Annotated in this window: 21 protein-coding genes and 5 tRNA genes; 8 read left to right on the forward strand and 18 right to left on the reverse strand. The window is 69.5% G+C overall.

Annotated elements, in window-relative coordinates; genetic code table 11:
• Nucleotides 1-341: 341 nt before the first annotated feature.
• Entirely contained in the window at nucleotides 342-800 is a 459-nt protein-coding gene (locus ORI60_RS29540; RefSeq protein WP_266041278.1) for a nitroreductase family deazaflavin-dependent oxidoreductase, read from the reverse strand.
• Between the two features lie 10 nt (nucleotides 801-810).
• Between ORI60_RS29540 and ORI60_RS29545 the strand changes: the two genes are divergently transcribed.
• The 3 genes from ORI60_RS29545 to ORI60_RS29555 all read left to right on the forward strand — a co-directional run bounded on the left by ORI60_RS29545 (nucleotide 811) and on the right by ORI60_RS29555 (nucleotide 4,791).
• A complete protein-coding gene (locus tag ORI60_RS29545; RefSeq protein WP_266041279.1) occupies nucleotides 811-1,776 on the forward strand; it encodes a lycopene cyclase family protein in 966 nt (321 codons plus the stop codon).
• Between the two features lie 119 nt (nucleotides 1,777-1,895).
• On the forward strand, nucleotides 1,896-3,572 hold the full coding sequence (locus tag ORI60_RS29550; RefSeq protein ID WP_266041280.1) for a GGDEF domain-containing protein: 1,677 nt from the start codon (nucleotides 1,896-1,898) through the stop codon (nucleotides 3,570-3,572).
• An 82-nt stretch (nucleotides 3,573-3,654) separates the two neighbouring features.
• A complete protein-coding gene (locus ORI60_RS29555) occupies nucleotides 3,655-4,791 on the forward strand; it encodes a carboxylate-amine ligase (protein WP_266041281.1) in 1,137 nt (378 codons plus the stop codon).
• Nucleotides 4,792-4,846: 55 nt separating this feature from the next.
• On the opposite strand, the gene ORI60_RS29560 is transcribed toward ORI60_RS29555, so the two are convergent.
• Complete coding sequence (locus tag ORI60_RS29560) at nucleotides 4,847-5,677, reverse strand: UbiA prenyltransferase family protein (RefSeq protein ID WP_266041282.1); 831 nt, start codon at nucleotides 5,675-5,677, stop codon at nucleotides 4,847-4,849.
• A gap of 225 nt (nucleotides 5,678-5,902) precedes the next feature.
• Here ORI60_RS29560 and ORI60_RS29565 point away from each other — a divergent pair, with 225 nt between their 5' ends.
• Entirely contained in the window at nucleotides 5,903-6,313 is a 411-nt protein-coding gene (locus ORI60_RS29565; protein WP_266041283.1) for a CBS domain-containing protein, read from the forward strand.
• A gap of 73 nt (nucleotides 6,314-6,386) precedes the next feature.
• On the opposite strand, the gene ORI60_RS29570 is transcribed toward ORI60_RS29565, so the two are convergent.
• From ORI60_RS29570 to ORI60_RS29635, 14 genes are all read right to left on the reverse strand, one after another.
• Entirely contained in the window at nucleotides 6,387-6,608 is a 222-nt protein-coding gene (locus ORI60_RS29570) for a hypothetical protein (RefSeq protein ID WP_266041284.1), read from the reverse strand.
• Nucleotides 6,609-6,623: 15 nt separating this feature from the next.
• A tRNA-Val gene (locus tag ORI60_RS29575) sits at nucleotides 6,624-6,698 on the reverse strand.
• Between the two features lies 1 nt (nucleotide 6,699).
• Nucleotides 6,700-6,777, reverse strand: a tRNA-Ile gene (locus ORI60_RS29580).
• Nucleotides 6,778-6,860: 83 nt separating this feature from the next.
• Nucleotides 6,861-6,936 (reverse strand) — tRNA-Leu (locus ORI60_RS29585).
• Nucleotide 6,937: 1 nt separating this feature from the next.
• Nucleotides 6,938-7,011: transfer RNA gene (locus ORI60_RS29590), tRNA-Leu, on the reverse strand.
• A gap of 10 nt (nucleotides 7,012-7,021) precedes the next feature.
• Nucleotides 7,022-7,094 (reverse strand) — tRNA-Gly (locus ORI60_RS29595).
• A gap of 386 nt (nucleotides 7,095-7,480) precedes the next feature.
• Nucleotides 7,481-7,867 carry a metal-sulfur cluster assembly factor gene (locus tag ORI60_RS29600; protein WP_266041285.1) on the reverse strand — a complete coding sequence of 129 codons (387 nt, stop codon included), beginning with the start codon at nucleotides 7,865-7,867 and terminating at the stop codon, nucleotides 7,481-7,483.
• Nucleotides 7,864-8,304, reverse strand: coding sequence for a Fe-S cluster assembly sulfur transfer protein SufU (gene sufU, locus ORI60_RS29605; RefSeq protein ID WP_266041286.1), 441 nt, complete (start codon nucleotides 8,302-8,304; stop codon nucleotides 7,864-7,866). Before sufU ends, ORI60_RS29600 begins: the two co-directional genes overlap by 4 nt.
• Nucleotides 8,304-9,581: a cysteine desulfurase gene (locus tag ORI60_RS29610; RefSeq protein WP_266041287.1), complete on the reverse strand. Its 1,278-nt coding sequence runs from the start codon at nucleotides 9,579-9,581 to the stop codon at nucleotides 8,304-8,306. The genes sufU and ORI60_RS29610 overlap by 1 nt, the downstream gene beginning before the upstream one ends.
• A gap of 26 nt (nucleotides 9,582-9,607) precedes the next feature.
• The gene (sufC, locus tag ORI60_RS29615; RefSeq protein ID WP_266041288.1) at nucleotides 9,608-10,381 is read right to left on the reverse strand and encodes a Fe-S cluster assembly ATPase SufC; all 774 of its coding nucleotides are present in this window, start codon (nucleotides 10,379-10,381) and stop codon (nucleotides 9,608-9,610) included.
• Between the two features lie 37 nt (nucleotides 10,382-10,418).
• Entirely contained in the window at nucleotides 10,419-10,733 is a 315-nt protein-coding gene (locus ORI60_RS29620) for a non-heme iron oxygenase ferredoxin subunit (protein WP_266041289.1), read from the reverse strand.
• Entirely contained in the window at nucleotides 10,730-11,887 is a 1,158-nt protein-coding gene (gene sufD, locus ORI60_RS29625; protein ID WP_266041290.1) for a Fe-S cluster assembly protein SufD, read from the reverse strand. Before sufD ends, ORI60_RS29620 begins: the two co-directional genes overlap by 4 nt.
• A 1-nt stretch (nucleotide 11,888) precedes the next feature.
• Complete coding sequence (sufB, locus tag ORI60_RS29630; protein WP_266041291.1) at nucleotides 11,889-13,343, reverse strand: Fe-S cluster assembly protein SufB; 1,455 nt, start codon at nucleotides 13,341-13,343, stop codon at nucleotides 11,889-11,891.
• Nucleotides 13,340-14,041 (reverse strand): helix-turn-helix transcriptional regulator, encoded by a 702-nt coding sequence (locus ORI60_RS29635; RefSeq protein WP_266041292.1) that lies wholly within the window; start codon nucleotides 14,039-14,041, stop codon nucleotides 13,340-13,342. The genes sufB and ORI60_RS29635 overlap by 4 nt, the downstream gene beginning before the upstream one ends.
• Nucleotides 14,042-14,135: 94 nt before the next feature.
• On the opposite strand from ORI60_RS29635, the gene mptB reads away from it, so the two are divergent.
• From mptB to ORI60_RS29655, 4 genes are all read left to right on the forward strand, one after another.
• Nucleotides 14,136-15,683, forward strand: coding sequence for a polyprenol phosphomannose-dependent alpha 1,6 mannosyltransferase MptB (gene mptB / locus ORI60_RS29640; RefSeq protein ID WP_266041293.1), 1,548 nt, complete (start codon nucleotides 14,136-14,138; stop codon nucleotides 15,681-15,683).
• Nucleotides 15,684-15,765: 82 nt separating this feature from the next.
• The gene (locus ORI60_RS29645; protein ID WP_266041294.1) at nucleotides 15,766-19,413 is read left to right on the forward strand and encodes a patatin-like protein; all 3,648 of its coding nucleotides are present in this window, start codon (nucleotides 15,766-15,768) and stop codon (nucleotides 19,411-19,413) included.
• The gene (locus ORI60_RS29650; RefSeq protein ID WP_266041295.1) at nucleotides 19,410-19,946 is read left to right on the forward strand and encodes a TetR/AcrR family transcriptional regulator; all 537 of its coding nucleotides are present in this window, start codon (nucleotides 19,410-19,412) and stop codon (nucleotides 19,944-19,946) included. Before ORI60_RS29645 ends, ORI60_RS29650 begins: the two co-directional genes overlap by 4 nt.
• Nucleotides 19,947-20,043: 97 nt before the next feature.
• Complete coding sequence (locus ORI60_RS29655; RefSeq protein ID WP_266041296.1) at nucleotides 20,044-20,886, forward strand: oxidoreductase; 843 nt, start codon at nucleotides 20,044-20,046, stop codon at nucleotides 20,884-20,886.
• A gap of 77 nt (nucleotides 20,887-20,963) precedes the next feature.
• Here ORI60_RS29655 and ORI60_RS29660 read toward each other — a convergent pair whose 3' ends face one another.
• Both ORI60_RS29660 and ORI60_RS29665 read right to left on the reverse strand, forming a co-directional pair.
• On the reverse strand, nucleotides 20,964-22,949 hold the full coding sequence (locus tag ORI60_RS29660) for a glycosyltransferase (protein WP_266041297.1): 1,986 nt from the start codon (nucleotides 22,947-22,949) through the stop codon (nucleotides 20,964-20,966).
• A complete protein-coding gene (locus ORI60_RS29665) occupies nucleotides 22,946-23,521 on the reverse strand; it encodes a DUF998 domain-containing protein (protein WP_266041298.1) in 576 nt (191 codons plus the stop codon). Before ORI60_RS29665 ends, ORI60_RS29660 begins: the two co-directional genes overlap by 4 nt.
• Nucleotides 23,522-23,578: the final 57 nt, after the last annotated feature.

Below are 23,578 nucleotides of genomic sequence, written 5' to 3' on the forward strand. Positions count from 1 at the left end.
TCGCTCCAGACGGAATATGTCTGGCATCAATCTAGTCTTGCCTCAAAGGAACTACCTCGACGAGGAGGTAATTCATATATTACTGGCTGTGTTTCGGCACGCTGTTGAGTTCTCAAAGAACACGCGCACACCGCAGTCACATCAGCTTTTCGCTGACTTACTTCCGGGGCTGTGTTTCAAAGCTTATTTGGTGTTGCTCGCCGGTGTCAAATCGGCCTCTGAGAGGCTCTTTGTCTTCCGGCTTTGTGGTCAGGCCCGTTCCGGCTTGTTTCCCGGCCCGTGTCGCTCTGACTTGGAGAACATTACACGGGGCACTTTCGATCTCCAAATCGGGGGGTCACCTAAGCGCCCGCACCACCGTTGACCTGCGAGTTCGTCACCGCGAACACCGGATGGCGGTCTGCCTCCGCCTCGAACGCGGAGACGGGGTCGCCGACCCGTGCGTCGAAGAAAGGCCTAGTCACGGGCTCTTTGCGCACATAAGCGGCCAGCACGGGCGCGGCAACGGCCGCGGAAACCTCGTTCAAAACGACTTGACGTGACCTACGTCCCCTTCGCAGGACCGCCGAACCGGCCGCGCGTGCGTTGTGCACCCAGTCGCGAACGCCGTACGGCGCGACGAGCCACTCCTTGCCGTCATGCGACATCAGGCGAATGGGAATCGTGCGCTCAGCTCCACTGCGCCGGCCGCGGATGGTCAGCAGCACGTAGTAGGAGGGCGCGACGCCGAGCGCGACGGCGCGGCTGATGACGATGTTGCCGACACGACGGAGGAGGTGCTGACGGTAGGTCTTGGCCACAAGGTCAATCATGGACCTCGTGACGTTCGACGTGGTGGTGATTGGCGGAGGTCCGGCTGGCCGTGCGCTCGCACGGGCGTGTGCGCATGAAGGCCTCCACACAGCGATAGTGGACCGCCGTCCGGATCGTCCCTGGACGGCGACGTACGGCGCGTGGGCCGACGAGCTCCCGCCCGGCACACCGACCAGGGCGGTGAGCACCACTGTCCGTGCGTACGCGCGCGAGGAGCACCAGATCCAGCGCACCTACGTCGTGTTGGACAACGCCAAGCTCCACGAACTGCCCGACACGGTCGAGGTGCTGCAACGGCCGGAGCCGGCGCGCTACACGTTCAACGCGACAGGTGCGCGCAAGGGCCGTGCCGAGCAAACGGCCGTGGGCACGGTCATCGAGTCCGACAGCACCGAGACCACGTTGATGGACTGGCGCGGCAACGGCGACACGTTCCTCTACACGGTCCCTCTGGGCGCCAACCGCGTGTTGGTTGAGGAGACCTGCCTGGCGGCCCGGCCGGGCATGCCGCTGCAGGAGCTTCGCGAACGCCTGCACGCTCGCCTCGCGCCGGGTGCGGAGGAGGAGCGCGTGCGCTTCCCCCTCGACGCGCCGAGGGCCGGGGGCAACGCGTTCGGCGCCGCGGCCGGCTTCATCCACCCCGCCACCGGCTACAGCGTCGCCACCTCGCTGCAGCTCGCGCCGCGGGTCGCCGCGGCGGTCAGGGCGAACGAGGACCCCCGGCACGTCATCTGGCCGAGGAAGGCGCGCATCGTGCACGCCATGCGCATGAGAGGCCTCGAAGCGCTCCTCCGCCTCAGCCCGGAGGAGACGCTGGACTTCTTCGAGGTGTTCTTCCGGCTCGACACGGAACACCAGCGCGCGTACCTGTCCAGTCGTGAGGACGTCAAAGGAACAGCGGCCGCCATGCTCGCGTTGTTCCGCACGGCTCCAGGCCGCCTCAGGTGGAAACTTCCGCGCTGAACTCCCAGCGTGAACGCCGTGTCACCGAACGCAGCGCCGGCGTGGCAAATGGTCGCCAACCTCGTGAACAGCTGGTGAACCCGCTTGGAGGCGCTCGTTCGCACCGGCACGATCGGTACGTGCCCGCATTGCTGGATGACGTCAGGTTCGCCTTCCAGCCGCTGTTCAACCTGAACACCGGGGGCGTCGTCGCGATCGAGGCTCTGGCCCGCCCGCACGACGGCAGCGTGCAGGATCTGCTCCAGGCCGCCTTCCGGGCGGGCCTGCTGGCCAACGCCGACGTCGGACTCGCCTGCCGCGCGATCCGGTCCGCGGCCGACTTCGACCTGCTGCTGCCGTTGCACGTGAACCTGCTCGCGATCACGGTCGCGGACAAGCCAGAGGTGATGAGCCCTCTCTACGGTGCTCTGCGGGACGCGGGCCGGTCGCCGGACAGCATCGTCATCGAGATCGGCGAGCCGTACTCCCGTGCCAACCGCGGCCGCCTGGCACGGGGGATGCAGACGCTGCGGAACAACGGTTTTCGCATCGCGCTCGACTGCGTGGGCGAGGGCGACGTGCCGCTCGGTCTGCTGACCAGCGCCTCGCCGGACTACGTGAAGCTCGACCGCGAGATCGTCCGTTCGCTGCCCGGCGACGCCGCGCGGGGCGCGCTGGTGAAGTCGCTGGTGCACCTCGGCGAGTACACGGGCGGCCAGGTCGTGGCCGAGGGCGTGGAGACCGAGGCGGAACTGACCTACCTGCGCAAGCTGGGGGTGGGGTACGCGCAGGGCAAGTTCCTCGCGCCTCCGCAGCGGCGGCCGGCGGTGAACGCCCGCATCGCGCCCGAGGCGGTCACGGAGACCGGCGAGATCCGGCGCAGCAACACGGGTCCCCGGATCACGGCGTTCCTGCACCCCGCCACGGTGCTGCCCGAGAACGCCACGAGCGAGGAAGTGCGCGAGGTGCTGGCCTCGCAGCCTTCGGTCACGGGTGTCGTCCTCGTGGACGACGAGGGCCGCCCGAAGTGGTCGGTGGACCGCAACCGGTTCCTGCTCGCGGTGACCGGTCCGTACGGGCACGCCCTGCACGCCAAGAGAGAAGCCGCACGGCTCGCGGACAAGCCACACGTGATCGGCACCGAGGCGTCGGCGCTTGACCTTCTGGACGTGGTGACGGGTGCGAACCGTGAGCGCACGAACGACGACCTCATCGTCGTGGACCACAACGAGCGGTGCATGGGTGTTGTGCGCGTGGCCGACGTTGTGCGCGGTGTCGCCGAACTGAAGGTGGAGCAGGCCGCGGCGCTGAGTCCGCTGACGCGCCTTCCCGGTAGCGACGCGGTGGCGAAGGAAGTGGACAGGCGCATCGAGCTCGGCGAGATCTTCGCGATCTCCTGGCTGGACGTCGACAGCTTCAAGCTGGTCAACGACACGGTCGGGTTCGCGGCGGGTGACGATCTGATCCGCGAGATCGGGCACGACCTCGCGGATCTCGCGCACGCGTTCCCCGGCACGCAGGTCGGGCACGTCGGTGGTGACGACTTCCTCCTCCTCGCGGGGCTCGACGAGACGGTGCCGCTGAGTGCTCGTTTGCTGGACAAGCCGTACACGGCAGAGGGACGACACGTCACCCTCTCTCTTGCGACCCTTATCTGTGCCCCGGGATCAGTGGGGTCGTATCGCGAGGTGTCGCGCTTGCTGGCGCCAGTCAAGGAGCACGCGAAGTCGCTCACCGGGTCCAGCTGGGTCATGGGCCGGCCGGGCACCGAACGACGTGATGTGCTGCGTGGTGTCGCGCAACGCGCGGTGAGTTAACAAGTACAACCAAACGCCTCCTGTGCGGCGCTCTGATCACTCATAGCATCGAGAGCGCTACTCAGTGCACAGGAGGTTCGGCGTGCAGGTCGGCAGCAGAACTCAGACGGTTCCCGCGCAGCGCAGAAGCATCGACGGCCTCCTCACCGTTGGCGTGGAAGAGGAATTCGTCCTCGTCGAAGCCTCCTCGGGCCATTTGGCCAACCGTGCCAACGAAGTCCTGGCGGGCGCGGACCGGTTCGAGGTGGACCTGCAGCCGGAAATCGCGCAATACCAGGTGGAATCGGCCAGCGGCATCTGCACGGACATGGCCGTGCTGCGCGAGCAGCTGACCACCGCGCGCCGGGCGTTGATCGAACGGGCCGCGCGTCACGACGCGAGACTGGCCGCGACCGGGACGCCCGTGCTGGGCCTCACGATGCCGACGCCGCTGACGGACTCCCCGCGCTACCACCGGATGGCGCAGGAGATGGGCGCGCTCACCAACGACCTCGCGATCTGCGGCTGTCACGTGCACGTCGGCCTGCCCGACGACGAGTCGAAGATCTTCGTGAGCAACCACCTGCGGCCGTGGCTGCCGACGTTGCTGGCGCTGGGCGCGAACTCGCCGTACTGGCTCTACGGCGACACGGGGTACGCGAGCTGGCGGTACGTGGTGTGGAATCGCTGGCCCACTTCGGGTGCGCCGCCGCACTTCGACTCCGCGGCCGAGTACTACGCGGCACGGGAGGAGATCGTGGCGAGCGGCGCGGCGATGGACGCCGGGATGCTCTACTGGGACGTCCGGCTCTCCGCCCGTCACCCCACGCTGGAGTTGCGGGTCTCCGACGTCGCGCCGACGGTCGAGGAGGCCGTGCTGATGGCCGCGCTGGTGCGTGGAATCGCCGCCACCGCACTGACTTCCGGTGCCGCGCCGGTGAACCCGCCGCCGCACCTGCTGAAGGTCGCGATGTGGCGGGCCGCGCGCGACGGCCTGGAGGGCTTCGGCATCGACCCGGTGACCGGCGCGCCCACGCCCGCGTCGTCGATCGTCGCGTCACTGCTGCGGTGGATCAGGCCGGCGCTGGAGTTCTCCGGTGACCACGAGATGGTGACCACCGCGATCGACAGGTTGCTGCTCGACGGCACGGGGGCGGTGCGGCAGCGCCGGGCGTTCGCGCGGCGCGGCAGGATGGACGACGTGGTGCGGTTCCTGGTGGCGCAGACCTCGCCGGTCTGAGCCGGGTGAGCGGTCCGGAGAACTTCCGCGGGGTACGCGGTCTCGCGCGCGATCCCTAGGCGAGCAAAGGAATCGCGGCCAGCACGATCGTCGACACGACGGCCGTGGACATGCCGTGGCTCAGCTGCTGACGCGCTGTCGGCAGGTCTCGCGCGAGCAGGAACGCCGAGCACGCCACGACGCCGACAGCCGCCCAGGACGGGCCGAACCGGAACCACAGCCCGCCGCCGATCAACAGCAGACCGCCGACGGTCAGCTGAACGGTCGCGTTGACGGCGTGCCGCGTGCCGTACAGGACGGCCGGGGTCCGCGACCCGGCTCGGGCGTCGCCGGCCCGGTCGGGAACGGCCCACCAGAGCGCCCGGCCGGCGGCGAGGGTGGCGACCCCGGAGAACACCAGCCACACCGCCGGTTCGGCCTGTCCCCCGGCCGCCGCGTAGGCCGTCACGCTCGGCAGCAGGCTGGCGGCCATCGCGAGCGCCACCGGACCGGCGTACCCGCGCCGCTTCAGCCTGATCGGTTCGAGGTTGTAGGCCAGGTACAGCACCAGGACCAGCCCGACACCGATCGCGACCTTCCACGACACGACGACGGCCAGCGCGAGGGCGAAGATCATCTCGAAGATCGCCAGCGCGAGGACCCTCCGCGCACCGATCTCCCGGACCGCCTGCGCCAGATGACGTTTGCCGGCGGTGTGGGCGTCGTGGCGGACGTCGGCGTAGGCGTTGAGGGGATTGCCGGAGACGATCGCGACGAAGTTCGCGAGCACCGCGATCACCACGGCGAGGTCGAACCTCGTCGCGTAGCAGGCACCCCAGGAGGCGGCGCACGCGTAGTACGCGCCGAACGGAGGCTCCAGGCGGTGGAGGTACGTCAACGCCGGCACGTGGCGCCCCGCAACCGCGGTGTGCCGGCCGAGAATCCGAGCTTGAGGCGCCGGCGCGCCAACAGCCTCATGACGGCCCCCGGAGACGGCAACTGCGTAGCCTTAGGAACACAGAGAGTAGCACTTTGGGCCGTTCGCAGCGTTGCCTCTACGCCGTTCAGCAGACTGAACTGCGGGGTGGCCGAGGTGGGCGGATGCTGGGTGAAAGGCCGGAAGGAGGAGGTTGTGACGACAGCGCGCGACATCATGCACCCCGGAGTGCAGTGCGTGGCCGAGGACGCGAGCCTCGTCGAGGCCGCCCGCATGATGCGGGACCTCGACGTCGGTTCCCTGCCGATCTGCGGCAAGGACGACCGGCTGCACGGGATCATCACCGACCGCGACATCGTGATCAGGGCCGTGGCCGAGGGACTGGACCTCGCGACGACCCGCGCCGGCGAGTTCGGCGGCCACGTCCACTGGGTCGACGCGGAGGACCCGCTGGACCACGTGCTCGAGACCATGGGTGCGCACCAGATCCGGCGCCTGCCGGTCATCGAGGACCACCGGCTGGTCGGCATGGTGTCCGAGGCGGACCTCGCGAGGCACCTGCCGGAGGACAAGCTGGCGGCGTTCGTCGAACGGGTCTACGCCTGAGGCGACCTGCCGTGCTCCAGATAGCGGGTCTCGCCTGATTCCCTTGCTCGCACCGCTTCCGCGAGCCTGGGGATCAGGCGTTCCCCGGCTTGGGACGAGGCACGAACTCGTACGACCTGAGCTCCTCGGCTTGCAGACGGATGTGGTCGCCCGCAGTGAGCAGGCCGCCTTCGAAGATGAACAGGACGCGGTCGTCGCCGTCGTGCGGTGCCCAGTCGACCACGAGCAGGAGGCGCCCTGCTTCGTCGAAGAAGAGGGCGCCTGCGCCGGAGAGCGCTCTGCTGCTGTGATCCACGGTTCCTTTGTACGGTGGTCGTCCGGCCAGGGTTCGAACCTGGGACCCTCTGCTTGTAAGGCAGATGCTCTTCCGCTGAGCTACCAGACGGTGGTCGTCCCGCCAGGACTTGAACCTGGGACCTGCCGCGTATCAGACGGACGCTCTCACCGGGCTGAGCTACGGGACGGTGGAAGACGAGGGTGTCGAACCCTCCAGGGCGATCTTGCAAGGATCACCTGCGCGCCGGCGCGTCCCCCTGATTCAGTTGTGTGGTGCCCCAGGCAGGATTCGAACCTGCACTGGACGCGTTCTGAGCGCGTTGCCTCTTCCGTTGGGCTACCGGGGCGTGCGGATCCGGGGAGTCGAACCCCGACTGTCATGGCCCTCAACCATGTGCCTCTGCCAGTTGGGCTAGATCCACCTGTACGGCGAGCGGCCGGGGGGCATCGAACCCCCTGCTTCGGTTTGGAAGACCGACGTGTCCGCCGAGTTCACCACGACCGCATTGTTTTCGAGCAGCACCGATGGAAGGAGTCGAACCCTCGGGAAACGGGTTTGGAATCCGTTCCGCTTCCGAAGCTCATCGGCATTCGGGGTGGCAAAAAGAAAACCGCCCACGTTTCTCCGTGGGCGGCTCCGAGGTCATGACCTGGGGATCAGGTCATGGCGTGGAGCCCCACGCCACCGCCAGCAGACCGCTGGCGACGAGGGCGAGAATTCGCCATCCCGCGAGCTGAGTCTTGGCAAGCATGTCTTCCTCCGGTTGATCTCTGTCGTTCGTGATGGGACCAAGCTATGCGACCGTCTCGCACGCTCGCAACGCATTTAATTCTACGCAAGCAAACGGCGCGCACCCAGTGGATGCGCGCCGTTCCAACAAATGGGAAACCTCAGACGGTGAAGCCCAGCGCGCGCAGCTGCTCGCGGCCGTCGTCGGTGATCTTCTCCGGGCCCCACGGCGGCATCCACACCCAGTTGATGCGGAAGTCCGACACGAGGCCGCCTCCCGCACCGCCGGTGAGGGCCGCGCGGGTCTGGTCCTCGATGACGTCGGTCAGCGGACAGGCCGCGGACGTGAGCGTCATGTCGATGGTGGCGACGTTCTTCTCGTCGACGTGGATGTCGTAGACGAGCCCGAGGTCGACGACGTTGATGCCGAGCTCCGGGTCCACGACGTCGCGCATCGCCTCTTCGAGGTCGTCCAGCGCGGCGACGTCAGCTTTGGGCTCGAAGACCGGCATGCCTTCGGCTCCCCGGACGACTTCTTCGGTGCTCATGCTGCTCCCTGGCTTCGTGCTACTGCGTCTTTGAAGGCCATCCAGCCCAGCAGCGCGCACTTCACGCGCGCCGGGTACTTCGAGACTCCGGCGAAGGCGATGCCGTCTTCCAGGACGTCCTCGTCGGGCTCGATCTGGCCGCGGCTCTGCATCAGCTCGACGAACGCGTCCATCTTCTTGAACGCCTCGCCCACCGGCTTGCCCACGACGAGGTCGGTCAACACCGACGTCGAGGCCTGGCTGATCGAGCAGCCCTGGCCGTCGTAGGAGACGTCCTTCACCACGTCGTCGACGACGTGGACCCGGAGCGTCACCTCGTCACCGCAGGTCGGGTTGACCTGGAACGACTCCGCGTCGAACGGGTCGCGCAGGCCTCGGCCGTGCGGGTTCTTGTAGTGGTCCAGGATGATCTCCTGGTACATCTGCTGGAGCTGCATCAGGCCACCCCGAAGAACTTCTGCGCCTCGCGGACGCCGTCGACCAGTGCGTCGACCTCGTCCAGCGTGTTGTACAGGTAGAACGACGCGCGCACCGACGACTGGGCGTTCAGGCAGCGGTGCAGCGGCCACGCGCAGTGGTGGCCGACGCGCACGGCGATGCCCAGGCTGTCGAGCACCTGGCCGGCGTCGTGCGGGTGGACGCCCTCGATCTCGAACGGCACGGCGCCGCCCCTGGCGACCGCGTCCTGCGGGCCGATCAGGCGGACACCCTTGATGCCCGACAGACCTTCCAGCGCGGCGACGGTCAGCGCGTGCTCGTGAGCGTTGACCCGCTCCATGCCGACGACGCTGAGGTAGTCCACCGCGGCACCCAGGCCGACGGCCTGGGACGTCATCGGCGAACCGGCCTCGAAGCGCTGCGGCGGCGGCGCGAACGACGAGCCCTCCATCTTCACCAGCTCGATCATCGAACCGCCGGTGATGAAGGGGGGCAACGCCTCCAGCAGCTCACGACGTCCGTAGAGGACACCGATGCCGGACGGGCCGAGCATCTTGTGGCCGGAGAACGACGCGAAGTCGACGCCGAGCGCGTGGAAGTCGACCGGGCTGTGCGGAACGGACTGGCACGCGTCCAGCACCGTCAGCGCGCCGACCTTCCGGGCCGCCGCGACGAGCACGTCGACCGGGTTGATCACGCCGGTCACGTTCGACTGGTGCGTGAACGCGACGACCTTGGTGCGCGGCGTGATCACGCTGTCCACGTCGGACAGGTCGAGACGACCGTCCTGGGTGAGCGTGAACCACTTCAGCGTCGCGCCCGTGCGGGAGGCGAGCTGCTGCCACGGAACGAGGTTCGCGTGGTGCTCCATCTCGGTCACGACGATCTCGTCGCCGGGACCCACGACGAAGCGCGCGGCCTCGGGACCCGAGGTCGCGGCGTTGCCCATCGCGTACGCCACGAGGTTGAACCCCTCGGTGGCGTTCTTGGTGAACACCAGCTCGCCGAAGTCGGCGCCGACGAAGTCCGCGATGCGCTGACGCGCACCCTCGTACGCGTCGGTCGCTTCCTCCGCGAGCTGGTGGGCTCCCCTGTGCACAGCGGCGTTGTGCTGCTGCAGGAATGCTTTTTCCGCGTCCAGAACCTGCGTCGGGCGTTGCGAGGTGGCGCCGGAGTCCAGGTAGACCAGGCGCTTCCCGTCACGAACGGTGCGAGACAGGATGGGGAAGTCCGCCCTGAGGGCGGTTACGTCCAGTGGTGCTGCGGTGGTGGTCACAGCGCCTCCTCTCAACACCTTCAACGTCAGGACAGTGCTGCGGCTTCCGTCTTGCCGGTGTACTTCACGTAACCCTCGGACTCGAGCACGTCGGCGAGCTCGCGGCCACCGGACTCGACGATCCGGCCGTTCGCGAAGACGTGCACGAAGTCGGGCTGGATGTACTTGAGGATCCGGGTGTAGTGCGTGATCAGCATGACGCCGACCTCACCGGAGGCCTTGTAGCGGTTGACGCCCTCGGACACGACGCGCAGGGCGTCGACGTCGAGACCGGAGTCGGTCTCGTCGAGGATCGCGACCTTCGGCTGGAGCAGGCCCAGCTGCAGGATCTCGTGGCGCTTCTTCTCACCGCCGGAGAAGCCCTCGTTCACCGAACGCTCGGCGAACGCCGGGTCGATGTCGAGGTCTGCCATCGCACCCTTGACCTCCTTCACCCAGTGGCGGAGGTTCGGGGCCTCGCCGCGGACGGCGGTGGCGGCGGTGCGCAGGAAGTTCGACATCGAGACGCCGGGGACCTCGACCGGGTACTGCATGGCGAGGAAGAGACCCGCGCGGGCGCGCTCGTCGACGGACATCTCGAGGACGTCCTCACCGTCGAGCGTGACGGTGCCCGAGGTGATCGTGTACTTCGGGTGCCCGGCGATCGCGTAGGACAGCGTGGACTTGCCGGAGCCGTTGGGGCCCATGATGGCGTGCGTCTCGCCGGCCTTGATCGTCAGGTCGACGCCCTTGAGGATCTCCTTGGGAGCGTCCTCGCTGACGACCGAGACGTGCAGGTCCTTGATCTCAAGGGTGGCCATGACTTGCCGTTCTCCTGGTGGTGTAGCTAGAAGTCAGTCAGTTCGTGGTGACGGTGACATCGACGAAGACGTCGCCGTCACGGATGTCGACGGCGTAGACGTCGACCGGTTCGCTGGCGGGCGGCGAGGAGGGCGCGCCGGTCTCCAGGTCGAAGCACGACCCGTGCAACCAGCACTCGATCCCCTTGCGGGAGACCTCGCCCTCGCTCAGCGACACCGCGGCGTGCGAGCACAGATCCGCGAGGGCGTGCACCCGCTCGCCGCTGCGCACCAGCACGACGTCGACGTCGTCGACACTGGCGGCGAACGGCTTGCGGTCGTCCAGTTCGGACAGTGCACACACTCGAATCACGTGCCGACCGCCTCGAGCTCTGCCTCGATGGCGGCCTCGAGGCGCTCGCGCACCTCGGGAACGGCGATCTTCGCGATCAGCTCCTGGAAGAAGCCGCGCACGACGAGACGCCGCGCCTGGTCCTCCGGGATGCCGCGCGCCTGCAGGTAGAACAGCTGCTCGTCGTCGAACCGGCCGGTGGCGCTGGCGTGGCCCGCGCCCTCGATCTCGCCGGTCTCGATCTCCAGGTTCGGCACCGAGTCAGCACGCGCGCCGTCGGTCAGGATCAGGTTCCGGTTCAGCTCGAACGTCTCGGTGCCCTCGGCGGCGACGCGGATGAGCACGTCACCGATCCACACCGCATGCGCGCCCTCGCCCTGCAGCGCGCCCTTGTAGACGACGTTGCTGCGGCAGTTGGGCTGCCCGTGGTCGATGAACGGCCGGTGCTCCTGGTGCTGGCCCGCGTCCGCGAAGTACAGACCGAACAGCTCCGCGTCACCACCGCGGCCCGCGTACTGCACGACCGGCGTCACACGCACGACGTCGCCGCCGAGCGTGACCACGGTGTGCTTGATGGTGGCGTCGCGGCCGAGCTTCACGTGGTGCTGCGAGACGTGCACGGCGTCGTCGGCCCAGTCGTGGATGGTGATCACCGTGAGGTGAGCGCCGTCCGCGACGAGGAACTCGACGTTGTCCGCGTACGCGCCGGAACCGCGGAAGTCCAGGATCACGGTGCCCTCGGCGAACTGCGAGGCCTTGATCTGGAGGTGGCCGTAGGCGACGGTGCCGGAGCCCGCGCCGGTCACCGTGACGGTGGTCGGCTCGGTCTTCGCGTCACCGGGCAGCGTCACGATCGTGGCCTGCTCGAACGAGGAGTAGGCCTGCGCCGCGACGCGGTCACCGGGGACGCCGGCCTTGCCGAGGCGGTCGTCGTCACGACCGACCGTCTCGACGGTGACACCGGAAGCGGCGTTCACCTCGACGGCAGCGGTACCCGTTGCCGCAGCGCCGGAGTGCAGACCGGCAAGACGCTTGAGAGGCGTGAAGCGCCAGATCTCCTCACGGCCGCCCGGCACCTCGAACGCGTCCACGTCGTAGGACGTGAAGTGCTCCGCGCGCGAGGAGACCGGAACGACGGCTCCGTGGGAGTGAGGTTGAGTCGACAGGGCGGCCATGTCAGCCGACGGCCCCTTCCATCTGCAGTTCGATCAGGCGGTTCAGCTCGAGGGCGTACTCCATGGGGAGCTCGCGCGCGATGGGCTCGACGAACCCGCGCACGATCATCGCCATGGCCTCGTCCTCGTTGAGGCCGCGCGACATCAGGTAGAACAGCTGGTCCTCGGAGACCTTCGAGACCGTGGCCTCGTGACCCATCTGCACGTCGTCCTCGCGGACGTCGACGTACGGGTAGGTGTCCGAGCGGCTGATGGTGTCGACCAGCAGCGCGTCGCACTTCACCGTGGACTTCGAGTGGTGCGCCCGCTTGTTGACCTGGACCAGGCCGCGGTACGACGTGCGGCCACCGCCACGCGCCACCGACTTCGACACGATGGTCGAGGAGGTGTGCGGGGCCATGTGGACCATCTTGGCGCCGGCGTCCTGGTGCTGGCCCTCGCCCGCGAACGCGATCGAGAGGACCTCGCCCTTGGCGTGCTCGCCCATCAGGAAGACGGCCGGGTACTTCATGGTCACCTTGGAGCCGATGTTGCCGTCGACCCACTCCATGGTCGCGCCCTCTTCGGCCTTGGCGCGCTTGGTGACCAGGTTGTAGACGTTGTTCGACCAGTTCTGGATCGTCGTGTAGCGGCAGCGGCCGCCCTTCTTCACGATGATCTCGACCACGGCCGAGTGCAGCGAGTCCGAGGAGTAGATCGGCGCGGTGCAACCCTCGACGTAGTGCACGTAGGCACCCTCGTCGACGATGATCAGCGTGCGCTCGAACTGGCCCATGTTCTCGGTGTTGATCCGGAAGTAGGCCTGCAGCGGGATGTCCACGTGCACGCCCTTCGGCACGTAGATGAACGAGCCGCCGGACCAGGTCGCGGAGTTCAGCGCGGAGAACTTGTTGTCCCCGGCCGGGATGACCGAGCCGAAGTACTCCTTGAAGAGCTCCGGGTAGTCGCGCAGGCCCGAGTCGGTGTCGACGAAGATGACACCCTGCTGCTCCAGGTCCTCGCGGATCTGGTGGTAGACGACCTCGGACTCGTACTGGGCGGCGACACCCGCGACGAGGCGCTGCTTCTCCGCCTCCGGGATGCCCAGGCGGTCGTAGGTGTTCTTGATGTCCTCGGGCAGGTCCTCCCAGGAGGTGGCCTGCTTCTCGGTCGAACGCACGAAGTACTTGATCGAGTCGAAGTCGATCCCAGAGAGGTCAGCGCCCCAGTTCGGCATCGGCTTGAGGTCGAAGAGCTTGAGCGCCTTCAACCGGTACTCGAGCATCCACTCGGGCTCGCTCTTCTTCGCCGAGATGTCGCGGACGACGTCCTCGTTGATTCCTCGGCGGGCGCTCGCGCCGGCAGTGTCCGAGTCGGCCCAGCCGAACTCGTAGTTGCCGAGAGACGCAATCGTCTCTTCCTGCGTGAGCGGAGACTGCACCGTGGTGGGCGTGCGCTGCTCGGCAGCGGCAGTCATGCGGGCTCCCCTCCATCATCTGGGATCCGTGAAATGTTCGGGATGTGCGTCGTGCACACGGCGTGGCCGCGGGCGATCGTCGCGAGGCGCTGCACGTGGGTTCCGAGGAGGTTCGCGAACGTCTCCGTCTCGGTCTCGCACAGCTGGGGGAACTCGGCGGCGACGTGGGCGACCGGGCAGTGGTGCTGGCACAACTGCTCGCCCGTACCCACGTTTCGCGCCGCCGCAGCGTAACCCTCCCTGGTCAACGCGGCTGCGAGGGCCTTCGCCCGTTCGGCGGGCGTGACCTGGGCCACGATCGCTGAACGATGCCGGTCCACCAGTGCGTCGACACGGCTCTGCGCGAAAGCGCGCACAGCCTCTTCCCCACCCGATTGGGCGAGGAACCTGATCGCGGCGACCGCGAGGTCGTCGTAGGCGTGGCCGAACCGGGCGCGTCCGGCATCAGTCAGCAGGAAGAGCTTCGCGGGACGGCCACGGCCACGTTGGGTCTGCCGCGGTGCGTCCCTCGTCGTCGCCTCGCCGTCCGCGAGCAGCGCGTCTATGTGACGACGCACGGCCGTGGGGCTGATGCCCAGTTCCTCGGCGATACCCGCCGCGGTGACCGGGCCCTGCTCCAGGAGGAGCCGGGCGACAGCACGCCGAGTCCTGCCGTCGTGCTGCGGCACGGCGTCAAGATGGGTCTCGGCGTTTTTCACAACACCAGTGTTGCGTATTTAGCCGGAGGTCGCAAAGATCGCGGTCACAGGGTGACCTGACTCACGGCTGAACGTGGCTCGATACTCTCCTGACATGTCCACGAACGGCGGAGCCATCACTCCGGAGAGCGACCTTCTGAACGGTCGGGAGCGTCGCCAGCTGGACATCGTCCGCCGCTGGGGCACCATCGGCGCGTTGCTGCTGACCGTCGGCTCGCTCGGCGGCGGCGCGGCGCCCATCTACTCGCCGCTCTACGGCGTGCCGGTCCTCGGGCTCTTCTCGAGGATGCCCAGTGTCGCGATGGGGGTCGTCTGGACCGGCATCTTCATGATCGTGTCGGCCTGGCTCGCGCTGGGCCGGTTCGTGAAGCCCGGCCGGCCGCGGCTGATCTCGCGCGGCCAGATGGACCGCACGCTGCTGATGTGGACCGTTCCGCTGGTCTTCTGCGTGCCCATGTTCTCCCGCGACGTGTACTCCTACCTCGCGCAGAGCGAGATCGCGGCGCGCGGGCTCGACCCGTACGAGCTGGGGCCCGCGAACGCGCTGGGCGTCGACCACGTGCTCACGCGCGGTGTGCCGAACATCTGGCGGGAGACGCCGGCGCCGTACGGGCCGTTGTTCCTCGCGTTCGGCCGGTTGACCGCGATGCTGACCGGCGACCACGTGGTGTCCGGGGTGTTCGTGCACCGGCTGCTGGTGCTGGTCGGCCTGGGGATGATCGTGTGGGCGCTGCCGCGGCTCGCGGCCCGGTTCGGGGTGCCGCCGGTCGGCGCGCTGTGGCTGGGCGCGCTGAACCCGCTGGTGCTGTTCCACATCGTCATCGGCGTGCACAACGACGGCCTGGCGCTCGGCCTGATGCTGGTCGGCCTGGAGCTCGCGATGCGCGGGCTGGAACCGCTGAAGTGGACCTGGATCACGCTCGGTGCCGGGGTCATCGTGTGCGGGGCGATGGTGAAGATCCCCGCGATGGCCGCGCTCGGGTTCCTCGGTGTGATGGTGGCGCGCAAGCTCGGCGGGCAGCTCAAGCACCTGGCCGCCGTGGCCGGGATCATGGCCGTCATAGCCGCGGTCGGGGTGGTGGTGATCTGCCTGGGCACCGGGTTCGGCTTCGGCTGGGTCGAGACGCTGAACGTCGCGTCGACCGTGAAGTCGTGGATGTCGCCGCCGACCGCGCTCGGGTTCCTCGGTGCCGGCACCGGCATCATGCTCAGCCTCGGCAACCACACCGAGGCGATGATCTCGCTGACCCGGCTGCTCGGGCAGGCCGTGTCCGTCGTGATCACGGTCGGGCTGCTGTGGCGCAGCTTCAAGGGCCGGATCAAGGCGATGAACGGCCTGGGCGCGGCCCTCGGCGCGATCCTGGTGCTCGGGCCGGTGCTGCAGCCCTGGTACGTGCTGTGGGCGGCGATCCCGCTGGCCACGGCCGTGGTCGGGCCGAAGTTCCGGATGTTCGCCATGGTGACGTCGGCGATCATCGCGATCATCCTGCCGCCGACCGGGTCCGCGTTCGACGGGCGCGCCTACACCGTGCCGCAGGCGGTCGCGGGCGCCGTGATCACGTTCGCGATCTGCGTGCTGATCGCGCGCAAGCGGGTCGGGCCGTTCCTGAGGTCCGATCCCGCCGGGGGCGGGCACGTCTGACGCTCCGGCGGGCGGTAACCCCGAACCTCCGGCGAACGAGGAACCAGCAGGGGAAGATCGTCGCCGGAGGGGGTGACGTGGCATGTCCGAGCAACCCATGTCGCGGGAAGAGGTCCGGTTCGCCGTCGTGCTCAACGGTGGCGTCAGTCTCGCCGTCTGGATGGGCGGCGTCGTGCTGGAGCTCGACCGCCTGACCAGGCCCGGATCGGTGTACCAGCCACTGCTGGACCTGGTCGGCTGCACGGCGAGGGCCGACGTCATCGCGGGCACGTCCGCGGGCGGGATCAACGGCGCCGCGCTGGCGTTGTCGCAGGTCAACAAGCAGGCCGACCTGACGAGGCTGCGCGATCTCTGGGCCGAGCAGGGGCGGATGGAGCAGCTGCTGCGCACGCCGTTCCGCGGCCAGCCGGGATCGCTGCTGCAGGGTGACGAGTTCTTCCTGCCCCGGCTGCAGGAGGCGCTGTCCCGGCTCACCGCGGACTTCGAGCCGACCGGGCCCGACGAGCGCCCGATCGACCTGCGGATCACCACGACGCTGCTCGGCGGCGTCCCGACGGTGACCTACGACGACCTGGGCCAGCCCTTGACCCAGTCGGTGCACCAGGGCTCGTTCTCGTTCCGCCGCGACCCCTACAACTGGGTCAGCGAGGAGACCAGGGACGACTTCGCGGCCGCGACGCTCGACGACCGCGTGCTGCAGCTCGCGCTGGCCGCGCGGTCGAGCGCCAGCTTCCCGTTCGCGTTCGAGCCGAGCTTCATCCCGGTCGGCGGCCAGGCCGCACCGGGCCGCCCGGACATGGCGGACGTCGCCAGCTGGGCCGCCGACGGCGACCGCAGCAGGTTCGCGGTCGACGGCGGTGTCCTCGTGAACACGCCGACGAAGGAAGCCCTCGAGGCCATCGACCGGATGCCGGCGGACGGGCCGGTGCGGCGGGTGATGCTGCTGGTCTTCCCGCACGCCGAACCGCTGGGCTCCGAGCCGGTGGCGGACACCTTCGACAAGGGGCTGACGACGGTCGGGTCCGGCGGCAGGCTGCTGGGCGCGATGTCCAGCCAGGCGGGCCGGACCTACGTCGAGAAGATCGAGGAGCACAACCGGCGCGCCGCCAGCAGCAGGGGCGGCCGGATGGCGTTGCTGGAGCGGCTGCACGCGGGCGGCGAGGACGTCGTCGGCGAGGTGTACTCGCTGGCGGACAAGCTCTTCGGCCACTACGAGGACGTCGAGATCCGGCTCGCGGCACGGCAGGTGACGGCGCAGCAGTTCGCGCTGCCGGGGGGAAACCCGGCGAACTGGTCGTTCGAACGGGCGCGCCGGGCCGCCGAGACCGCGCAGCGCAAGTGGAAGGCGCTGCACGGCGTCCTGCCCTACGTGCCGGGAGTGCGGCTGCCGGGCGTGGTGTGCCGCGAGGACGTGGGCTGGGAGTGGGGCGTCACGATGGCCGAACGCCTCGGGGCGTCGGTGCTCGACCTGCTCAAGCGGATCGTGTGGGTGGTGCCGGAGGCGCAGGCCGACGAGGTCACCGCGGCCCGCCGCGAACTGCACCGGGTCCGCGCGGAACTGCGCAGGCTGCGGGACGAGCTGTTCGACTGGAAGCCGTCCGGCTCGCTCGGCGAGACCTACTGGACCGGCAGGCTCGCGAGCTACCACGAGCACATGATCGACGGGCACCTCGGCCTGGAGGTCAGGGCGCAGGTGGCCGAGATCGGCCGGATCGCCGGCGCGGCGCAGCAGGTGATCACCGCGCTCGACGAGCACCGCCTGAAGCTCGGCGGGCTGGTCTGCTGGCGCGCGCTGCTCGACGCCCCCGCGGTGGCGTCCGAGGCCGGGCTCGACGACGGCGAGCGGTGGCTGAGCCGCCTGCTCGCGCTGGAGGTCGCCGGCACGTGCCTGTCCGACGACGCCTCGGCCGGGATGGACACACCGGTCGAGCTGGTGCAGGTGTCGCTGCAGACGCGCAACGCGTTCGCGAAGCAGTCGATCACGGCCGACGACAAGGCGGGCGGTGCCTCGCTGTCGCGGTTCTCCGGGTTCCTCAAGCGGTCGTGGCGGGTCAACGACTGGATCTGGGGCCGGCTGGACGGCGCCACGATGCTGTGCCGCGTGCTGTTCGACCCGCGGCGGTTGCGGCGCATGGACCTGCTGGGCCGGCCGGCGGGCGACCAGCGCACCGCGGAGGAACGCGCGCAGGCCGTCGTCGACCAGGTCGTCACGGCGATGTTCGGCCTGGAGCTGCCGGTGCAGGTCGCCGCGTGCGCCGAGGAGGCCAGGAAGGAGCTCGCCGGCGTCTACGAGACCGAGAACGAGCTGTCGCCGTCGTCGCTGAAGCTCGCCGAGCTCGCCGCGTGGGGCCTGCACTGGCGGATCATCTGCGAGGAGCTCCCCCGGCTGCGCGCCGCGATCATCGCCGACCGCGGCGACGGCGCGGACAAGCGTTCGCGGGGCGAGCTGTTCCTGGAGGAGCACGCGGACCTGTTGCGGCGCCTGGAGCATCCGCACGAGCACACGGTCACGCTGGGCATGTCGGCGCTGACCGCGTTCGACCGCGCGGGCATCGGCCGGGAGCCGCTGACCCAGGAGGCGGCGTCGGACCAGATGATCCGCACGGCCGCCACCGCCGCGGCCGTGGCGGTCACGGTCGCCGACTCCGAACGGTCCGGGCTCGCCGCGGTCAGGCCCGTGACGCGGGTGCTGCGGGGTGCCGCCCTGCTCCCCTACTGGACGATCACCGGCCTGACCCGCGGCGGCAGGCTCGCGCAGTTCCTCGGTCTGCTGGGTCTCGCGGTCGGCGGCGCGCTCGTCGTCATGGCGTTGTTCGGCATGCTGCCGCCGTGGGCCGCCGGTCCCGGTGCGGCGCTCGGCGCGGCCAGCCTGCTCGGCGCCTTCGGTTACGCGGCACTGCGCAGCGGCACGATGCTGCACGGCCTGGTGCTGCTGTCACCCGTGATCCCGTTGGCGGCCATAGCCGTCGACAGGCTGCCCGACGACACGGCGGAGGTCACGACCGGCACGATCACGGTGGCCGGTGTCGCGTTCGTGGTCGCCGCGTTGCTCGTCCTCGGCTCGCTGCCCTCCCCGATCCGCACACCGCTCGCCGTGCTGGCCGACTTCCGGCCGTGGCAGATCGTCGAGCGGCGCTGGAAGCAGGCCGCGGTGGTGTCGGTGGTGGCGGGGATGGTCTGGTCGGTGTGGCACTTCGAGCTGCACACCAAGCCGTGGCTGGTGATCCCCGCATCGGTCCTTTGTGGAGCGTTCGGCGTGCGCACGGCGCTGACGGGGGGCAAGTCGCTGCAGCGCTGGCGCCGCGTCGAGGGGGTGTGGGGCACGGAACGCGCCGAGCCTCCCGCCGCCGCGACCGCCGGCTGGGCCGTGGTCTACGGCATCGGCTACCTCGTGGTCGCGGACGTGCTGCTGGTCATCGGGCCGCGCGGCTGGGGCTGGCAGGCGGTGATCGGCACGGCGCTGGCGTTCGGCCTGACGCTGCTGCTGATCACGCCCTGGTACGTGCCCCGCATCGAACGCCGCCGGCTGCGCGACCAGCTCGTCGACGAGGCCGTCCCGGCGATCTACCCGCCCGGCTGCGACGTCGCGGCGACGTTGCGCGAACGGCTGGAGGGCCACGCGTCGCTGTACCGGTTCCTCATCCACGGCGAGGGCGAGCACCCGTCGGAGCTCACGCTCTCCCCGGCTGGGCTGGCCGTGGCGCGGCGGATCGAGGCGAAGCTCTCATGAGGGCCGACGCGACGCGCAACGTCCAGGCGGTGTTGCGCGCGGCGGCACGGGTGTTCTCGGCGGACCCCCACGCGCGCATCGCCGACGTCGCCGAGGCGGCGGGCGTGGACAAGAGGACCGTCTACCGGCGCTTCGACTCGCGCGAGGACCTGCTGCTCGCGGTCTACCGCGCCCGCCTGGACGAGCTGGAGTCGTTGATCGAGGCGACCTTCGCCGACGAGCGGCCGGTCCGCGACGCGCTGCTCGCGTTCGCCGAGGGCGGCATCCGGCTCAGCCGCGACTGGCCCGTCGACATCCGCGCCGTCGCCGACCCGGCGATCCGGCGGCGGCGTGAGGAGCTGGACGCGCGGATCGACGACTTCCTGCGCCGCGCCGAGCAGGCGGGGGTCGTCGCGGCCGGGTTGCCCGCCAGGTGGTCGTTGCGGACGTTGCAGACCCAGCTGCACACGGTCGCGCAGGAGATGCCCGCGCTGAAGCCCGGCGCCGCCGCCGAGCTCGTGGTCGAGACGTTCCTGCACGGCGTCGGCGCCTGAACCCCCTGTGACGAGGGCCATGCCCGTCCCGGGCATTTCCGCGCTGCCTCCAGCGTCATAAGTGTCATAGAAAGTGACACTTAGATCGGAGCAGATGATGTCGAGGACGTGGCTCATCACCGGGGCGTCGCGGGGTTTCGGGCGCGAACTGGCCGAGGCCGCCGCCAAGGCGGGTGACCGGGTCGTCGCGACGGCACGACGCCCGGAACAGCTCGAGGACCTGGTCGCGCGGTACGGCGACCAGGTGCGCGCGGTCGCGCTGGACGTGACCGACGCGGACGCCGCCCGCCGGGCGGTCGAGCGGGCCGTCGAGGCGTTCGGCTCGCTCGACGTGGTCGTCAACAACGCCGGCTACGCCAACAGCGCGCCCATCGAGGAGATGACCGAGGCCGACTTCCGCGCGCAGGTGGAGGCGAACCTGTTCGGCGTCGTGAACGTGACCCGTGCGGCGCTGCCGGTGCTGCGCGGGCAGCGGTCCGGCATCTTCCTGCAGTTCTCGTCCGTCGGCGGGCGCGCGGGCGGCACGCCGGGCATGGGCGCCTACCAGACCGCGAAGTTCGCGGTGGAGGGCTTCTCCGAGGTGCTGGCGAACGAGGTGGCGCCCTTCGGCGTCCGGGTCGTGATCGTCGAGCCGGGAGCGTTCCGCACCGACTGGCAGGGCTCGTCGATGGTGCGCCACCAGGTCGGTCCCGACTACGAGGAGACCGTCGGGGCGATCAACCGCTTCCGCGACGAGACCGACGGCAGGCAGCCCGGTGACCCCGCCCGCGCGGCTCAGGTGATCCTCGACGTCGTCGCCTCGGACGAACCGCCGCGCCGCCTCGTGCTGGGTGCCGCCGCGGTCGAGACGGTGCTCGCCGCGGAGGCCCTGCGCACCGCCGAGACGCGGAGGTGGGCCGCGGTCAGCGCGTCCGCCGACTTCTCCGCCGACGAGGGCTGACGTGCCGCGCGACCAGGCCACCGGCACGGTCGCGTGACGCGACCGTGCCGGTGGCCTCCCCCGACTCCCCCGAGCGGTCAGGCCGCCAGCGCGCTGACCGGCGCCCTCTGACCCATGGCCCGCGCGTACAGCGCCTCGAAGCGCTCCAGCGTCGTGGCCAGCGCGTGGTGCGAGATGATCTCGCTGCTGGCCGCGCCCATCCGCGCCCGCATCGGCGCGTCGTGCACGAGCGTGTGCAGGCGCTGGGCCAGCTGGTTCACGTCGCCCGGCTCGAACAGCCAGCCGTTGCGGCCGGTGTGCACGAGGTGCGGCAGCGCCATGGCGTTCGCGGCGATCACCGGCTTGCCCGCCGCCATCGCCTCCATCGTGGCGAGGCTCTGCAGTTCCGCGACACCGGGCATGACGAACAGGTCGCAGCGGGCGTAGGCGTCGAGCAGGTCGTCCTCGGAGACGAACCCGTGGAAGCGCACGCGGTCCGCGATGCCCAGGTCGCGGGCCAGGAGCTCCCACTCCGCCTTGCAGGTGCCGTCGCCGACGATCTCGCCGAACGCGCCGGGCACGCGGGCCAGGGCGCGCAGGAACTCGTCGACGCGCTTCTCCTCGTCCAGCCGTCCCACGAACAGCGCGGTCGGCCGGTCGTTGTGCGTCACGGAACGCTGGTAGCGGGCGATGTCGATGCCGCACGACACGGGCACCGCGGCCGCCGGGAAACCGCTGTCGTGCAACAGCTGCACGGCGCGCGGGGTCGGCGCGGTCACCACGTCGGCGCGGCCGAAGACGCGGGCCAGGTCGCGGTAGGCGAACTTGCGGGCCATGCCCTGCAGGAACGCCGGCACGTGGGCGTGGCTGAACAGGTTCTCCGGCATGAAGTGGTTCGTGGCGAGCGTCGGGATGCCCTGGGCGACGGCGGAGTTCAGGACGAACCGGCCCACCACGAAGTGCGCCTGCACGTGCACGACGTCCGGCTTCAGCGCCTTGACGAGCGCGTCGGCCTCGCGGGAGGCCTGCCACGGCAGGCAGAAGCGGAAGTCCGGGTAGAACGGCAACCGGTGCGATCGGAGCCGGTGGACCGTCACACCGGGGATCTCCGCGGCCCTGGGCGAGTCCGGGGCGATGACGTGGACGTCGTGGCCCTTCTCGGCGAGGCCGACCGCCAGGCGCTGCGCGAATCGCGCGGCACCGTTGACGTCCGGCGGGAACGTGTCGGCGGCGATGACGACGCGAAGCGCGCTGGAGGTGTTCACGAGAAGCTCCGTTCGGATGTTTTCACGAGGTTGACGAGCAAGTGCGAACACGCCGCAAACCGCGGCGAGAGCGCAGGCGAACAGCGCGACACCGGTCGAAGGAGACAGGTGCGCGGCTTCGCCGAGCAGGAACGCGCCGAGGCCGACCGCGACCAGCGGGTCCACCACGGTCAGGCAGGCGACGGCGAGATGAGGGGGCCCGCCGGCGTAGGCGTGCTGGACCAGCCAGCCGCCGACGGCGAGCGAGAGGGCGATGCCGAGCACGGACGCGAGGTGCGAGAGCCCGAAACCGCCTTGCTGCACGGACTGGGACACGGCGCGCATCAACACCGACACGTAGCCGTATGCGACGCCACCGGCTGATGCGAACGCCACAGCGCGAACGCGTGCGTTCGACGTAAGGGCCGCGATCACACCCGGCACCGCGATCAGGCCGAGAGTCACGAGTCCGGCGGTGAGTTCGATGTCCGGCACGACCTTGGTCGCGGTCGCACTGCCCGAAGCGAGCAACACGAACGCACCGACGCCCACGGTCGTGAGCAGGATGGCCGGCAGCTCGCGGAAACGGCGGTCCATCAACGCGGTCATGCCGATCGCGAGCACACCGATCGGCTGCACGACGGTCAACGGCGCCATGCCCAGCGCGGCGGCGTGCACCCCGGCACCGGCGACGAGCAGCGCGAGCCCGCCGAGCCACCGGGGCTGCCGCAGGACACCGGCGCGGGCCCCCGTCAAGGCGATCGCGTCGTGCTGCAGGCGGGCCGCGAGGGCGAAGCACACGGCACCGAACACGGCGAGCGTGATGGCGAGCATGGTCATGAGGTGCGCCTCACCTGTAGTGCCGCGATGGCGAAAAGGAGTCCGTAAAGGGATGCGAACAAAACTCGTTCGGTGAGTCCGCGTGCCTCGAAACCGACGAAGGAAACGTGGCTGACCAGAAAAGCCGCACTGGAGACACTCGCCGTTATTGCGACACCGAGCAGGGCCGGAAATTTGCGGGCGATGAGCACTCCCGCCGCGGGCAACGCCATGAACATGACCGCGCCGGCGTACCGGTGGATGTAGCCCGACATGGACGTCGGTGCCCCCGTCGGATCGGTCGGGAAGATCGTCGACACGGTCAGCCCTGCCGACCAGAGGCCGATCAGCCACTGCGCTGACCTGCCTACACCCCGCAGGTTGACGGCGAGCAACGCCGAGATTGCCGCGAGGCTGAGAGACGTCGCCGCGAGCCAGCCCGTGCCGTTGTCCACGAACACGTAGTCGCTGATCACGTCGGTGACCGGGTTGAGCTGTCCTGCCGACATCACATGCAGGTAGAAAATCGGAACCAGTGAGAACACCAGTCCCCCGACCACCAGGCCCCGTCTTTTCTCCCCCGCTTGGATCACGGGAAAAGTCTCTTGCGAACGGCGTGATCAACCAATGGGGAACTCCCCCGAGCGGAC

It is taken from the genome of Lentzea sp. NEAU-D7 (assembly GCF_026242055.1).
In the GTDB taxonomy this organism is placed as follows: domain Bacteria; phylum Actinomycetota; class Actinomycetes; order Mycobacteriales; family Pseudonocardiaceae; genus Lentzea.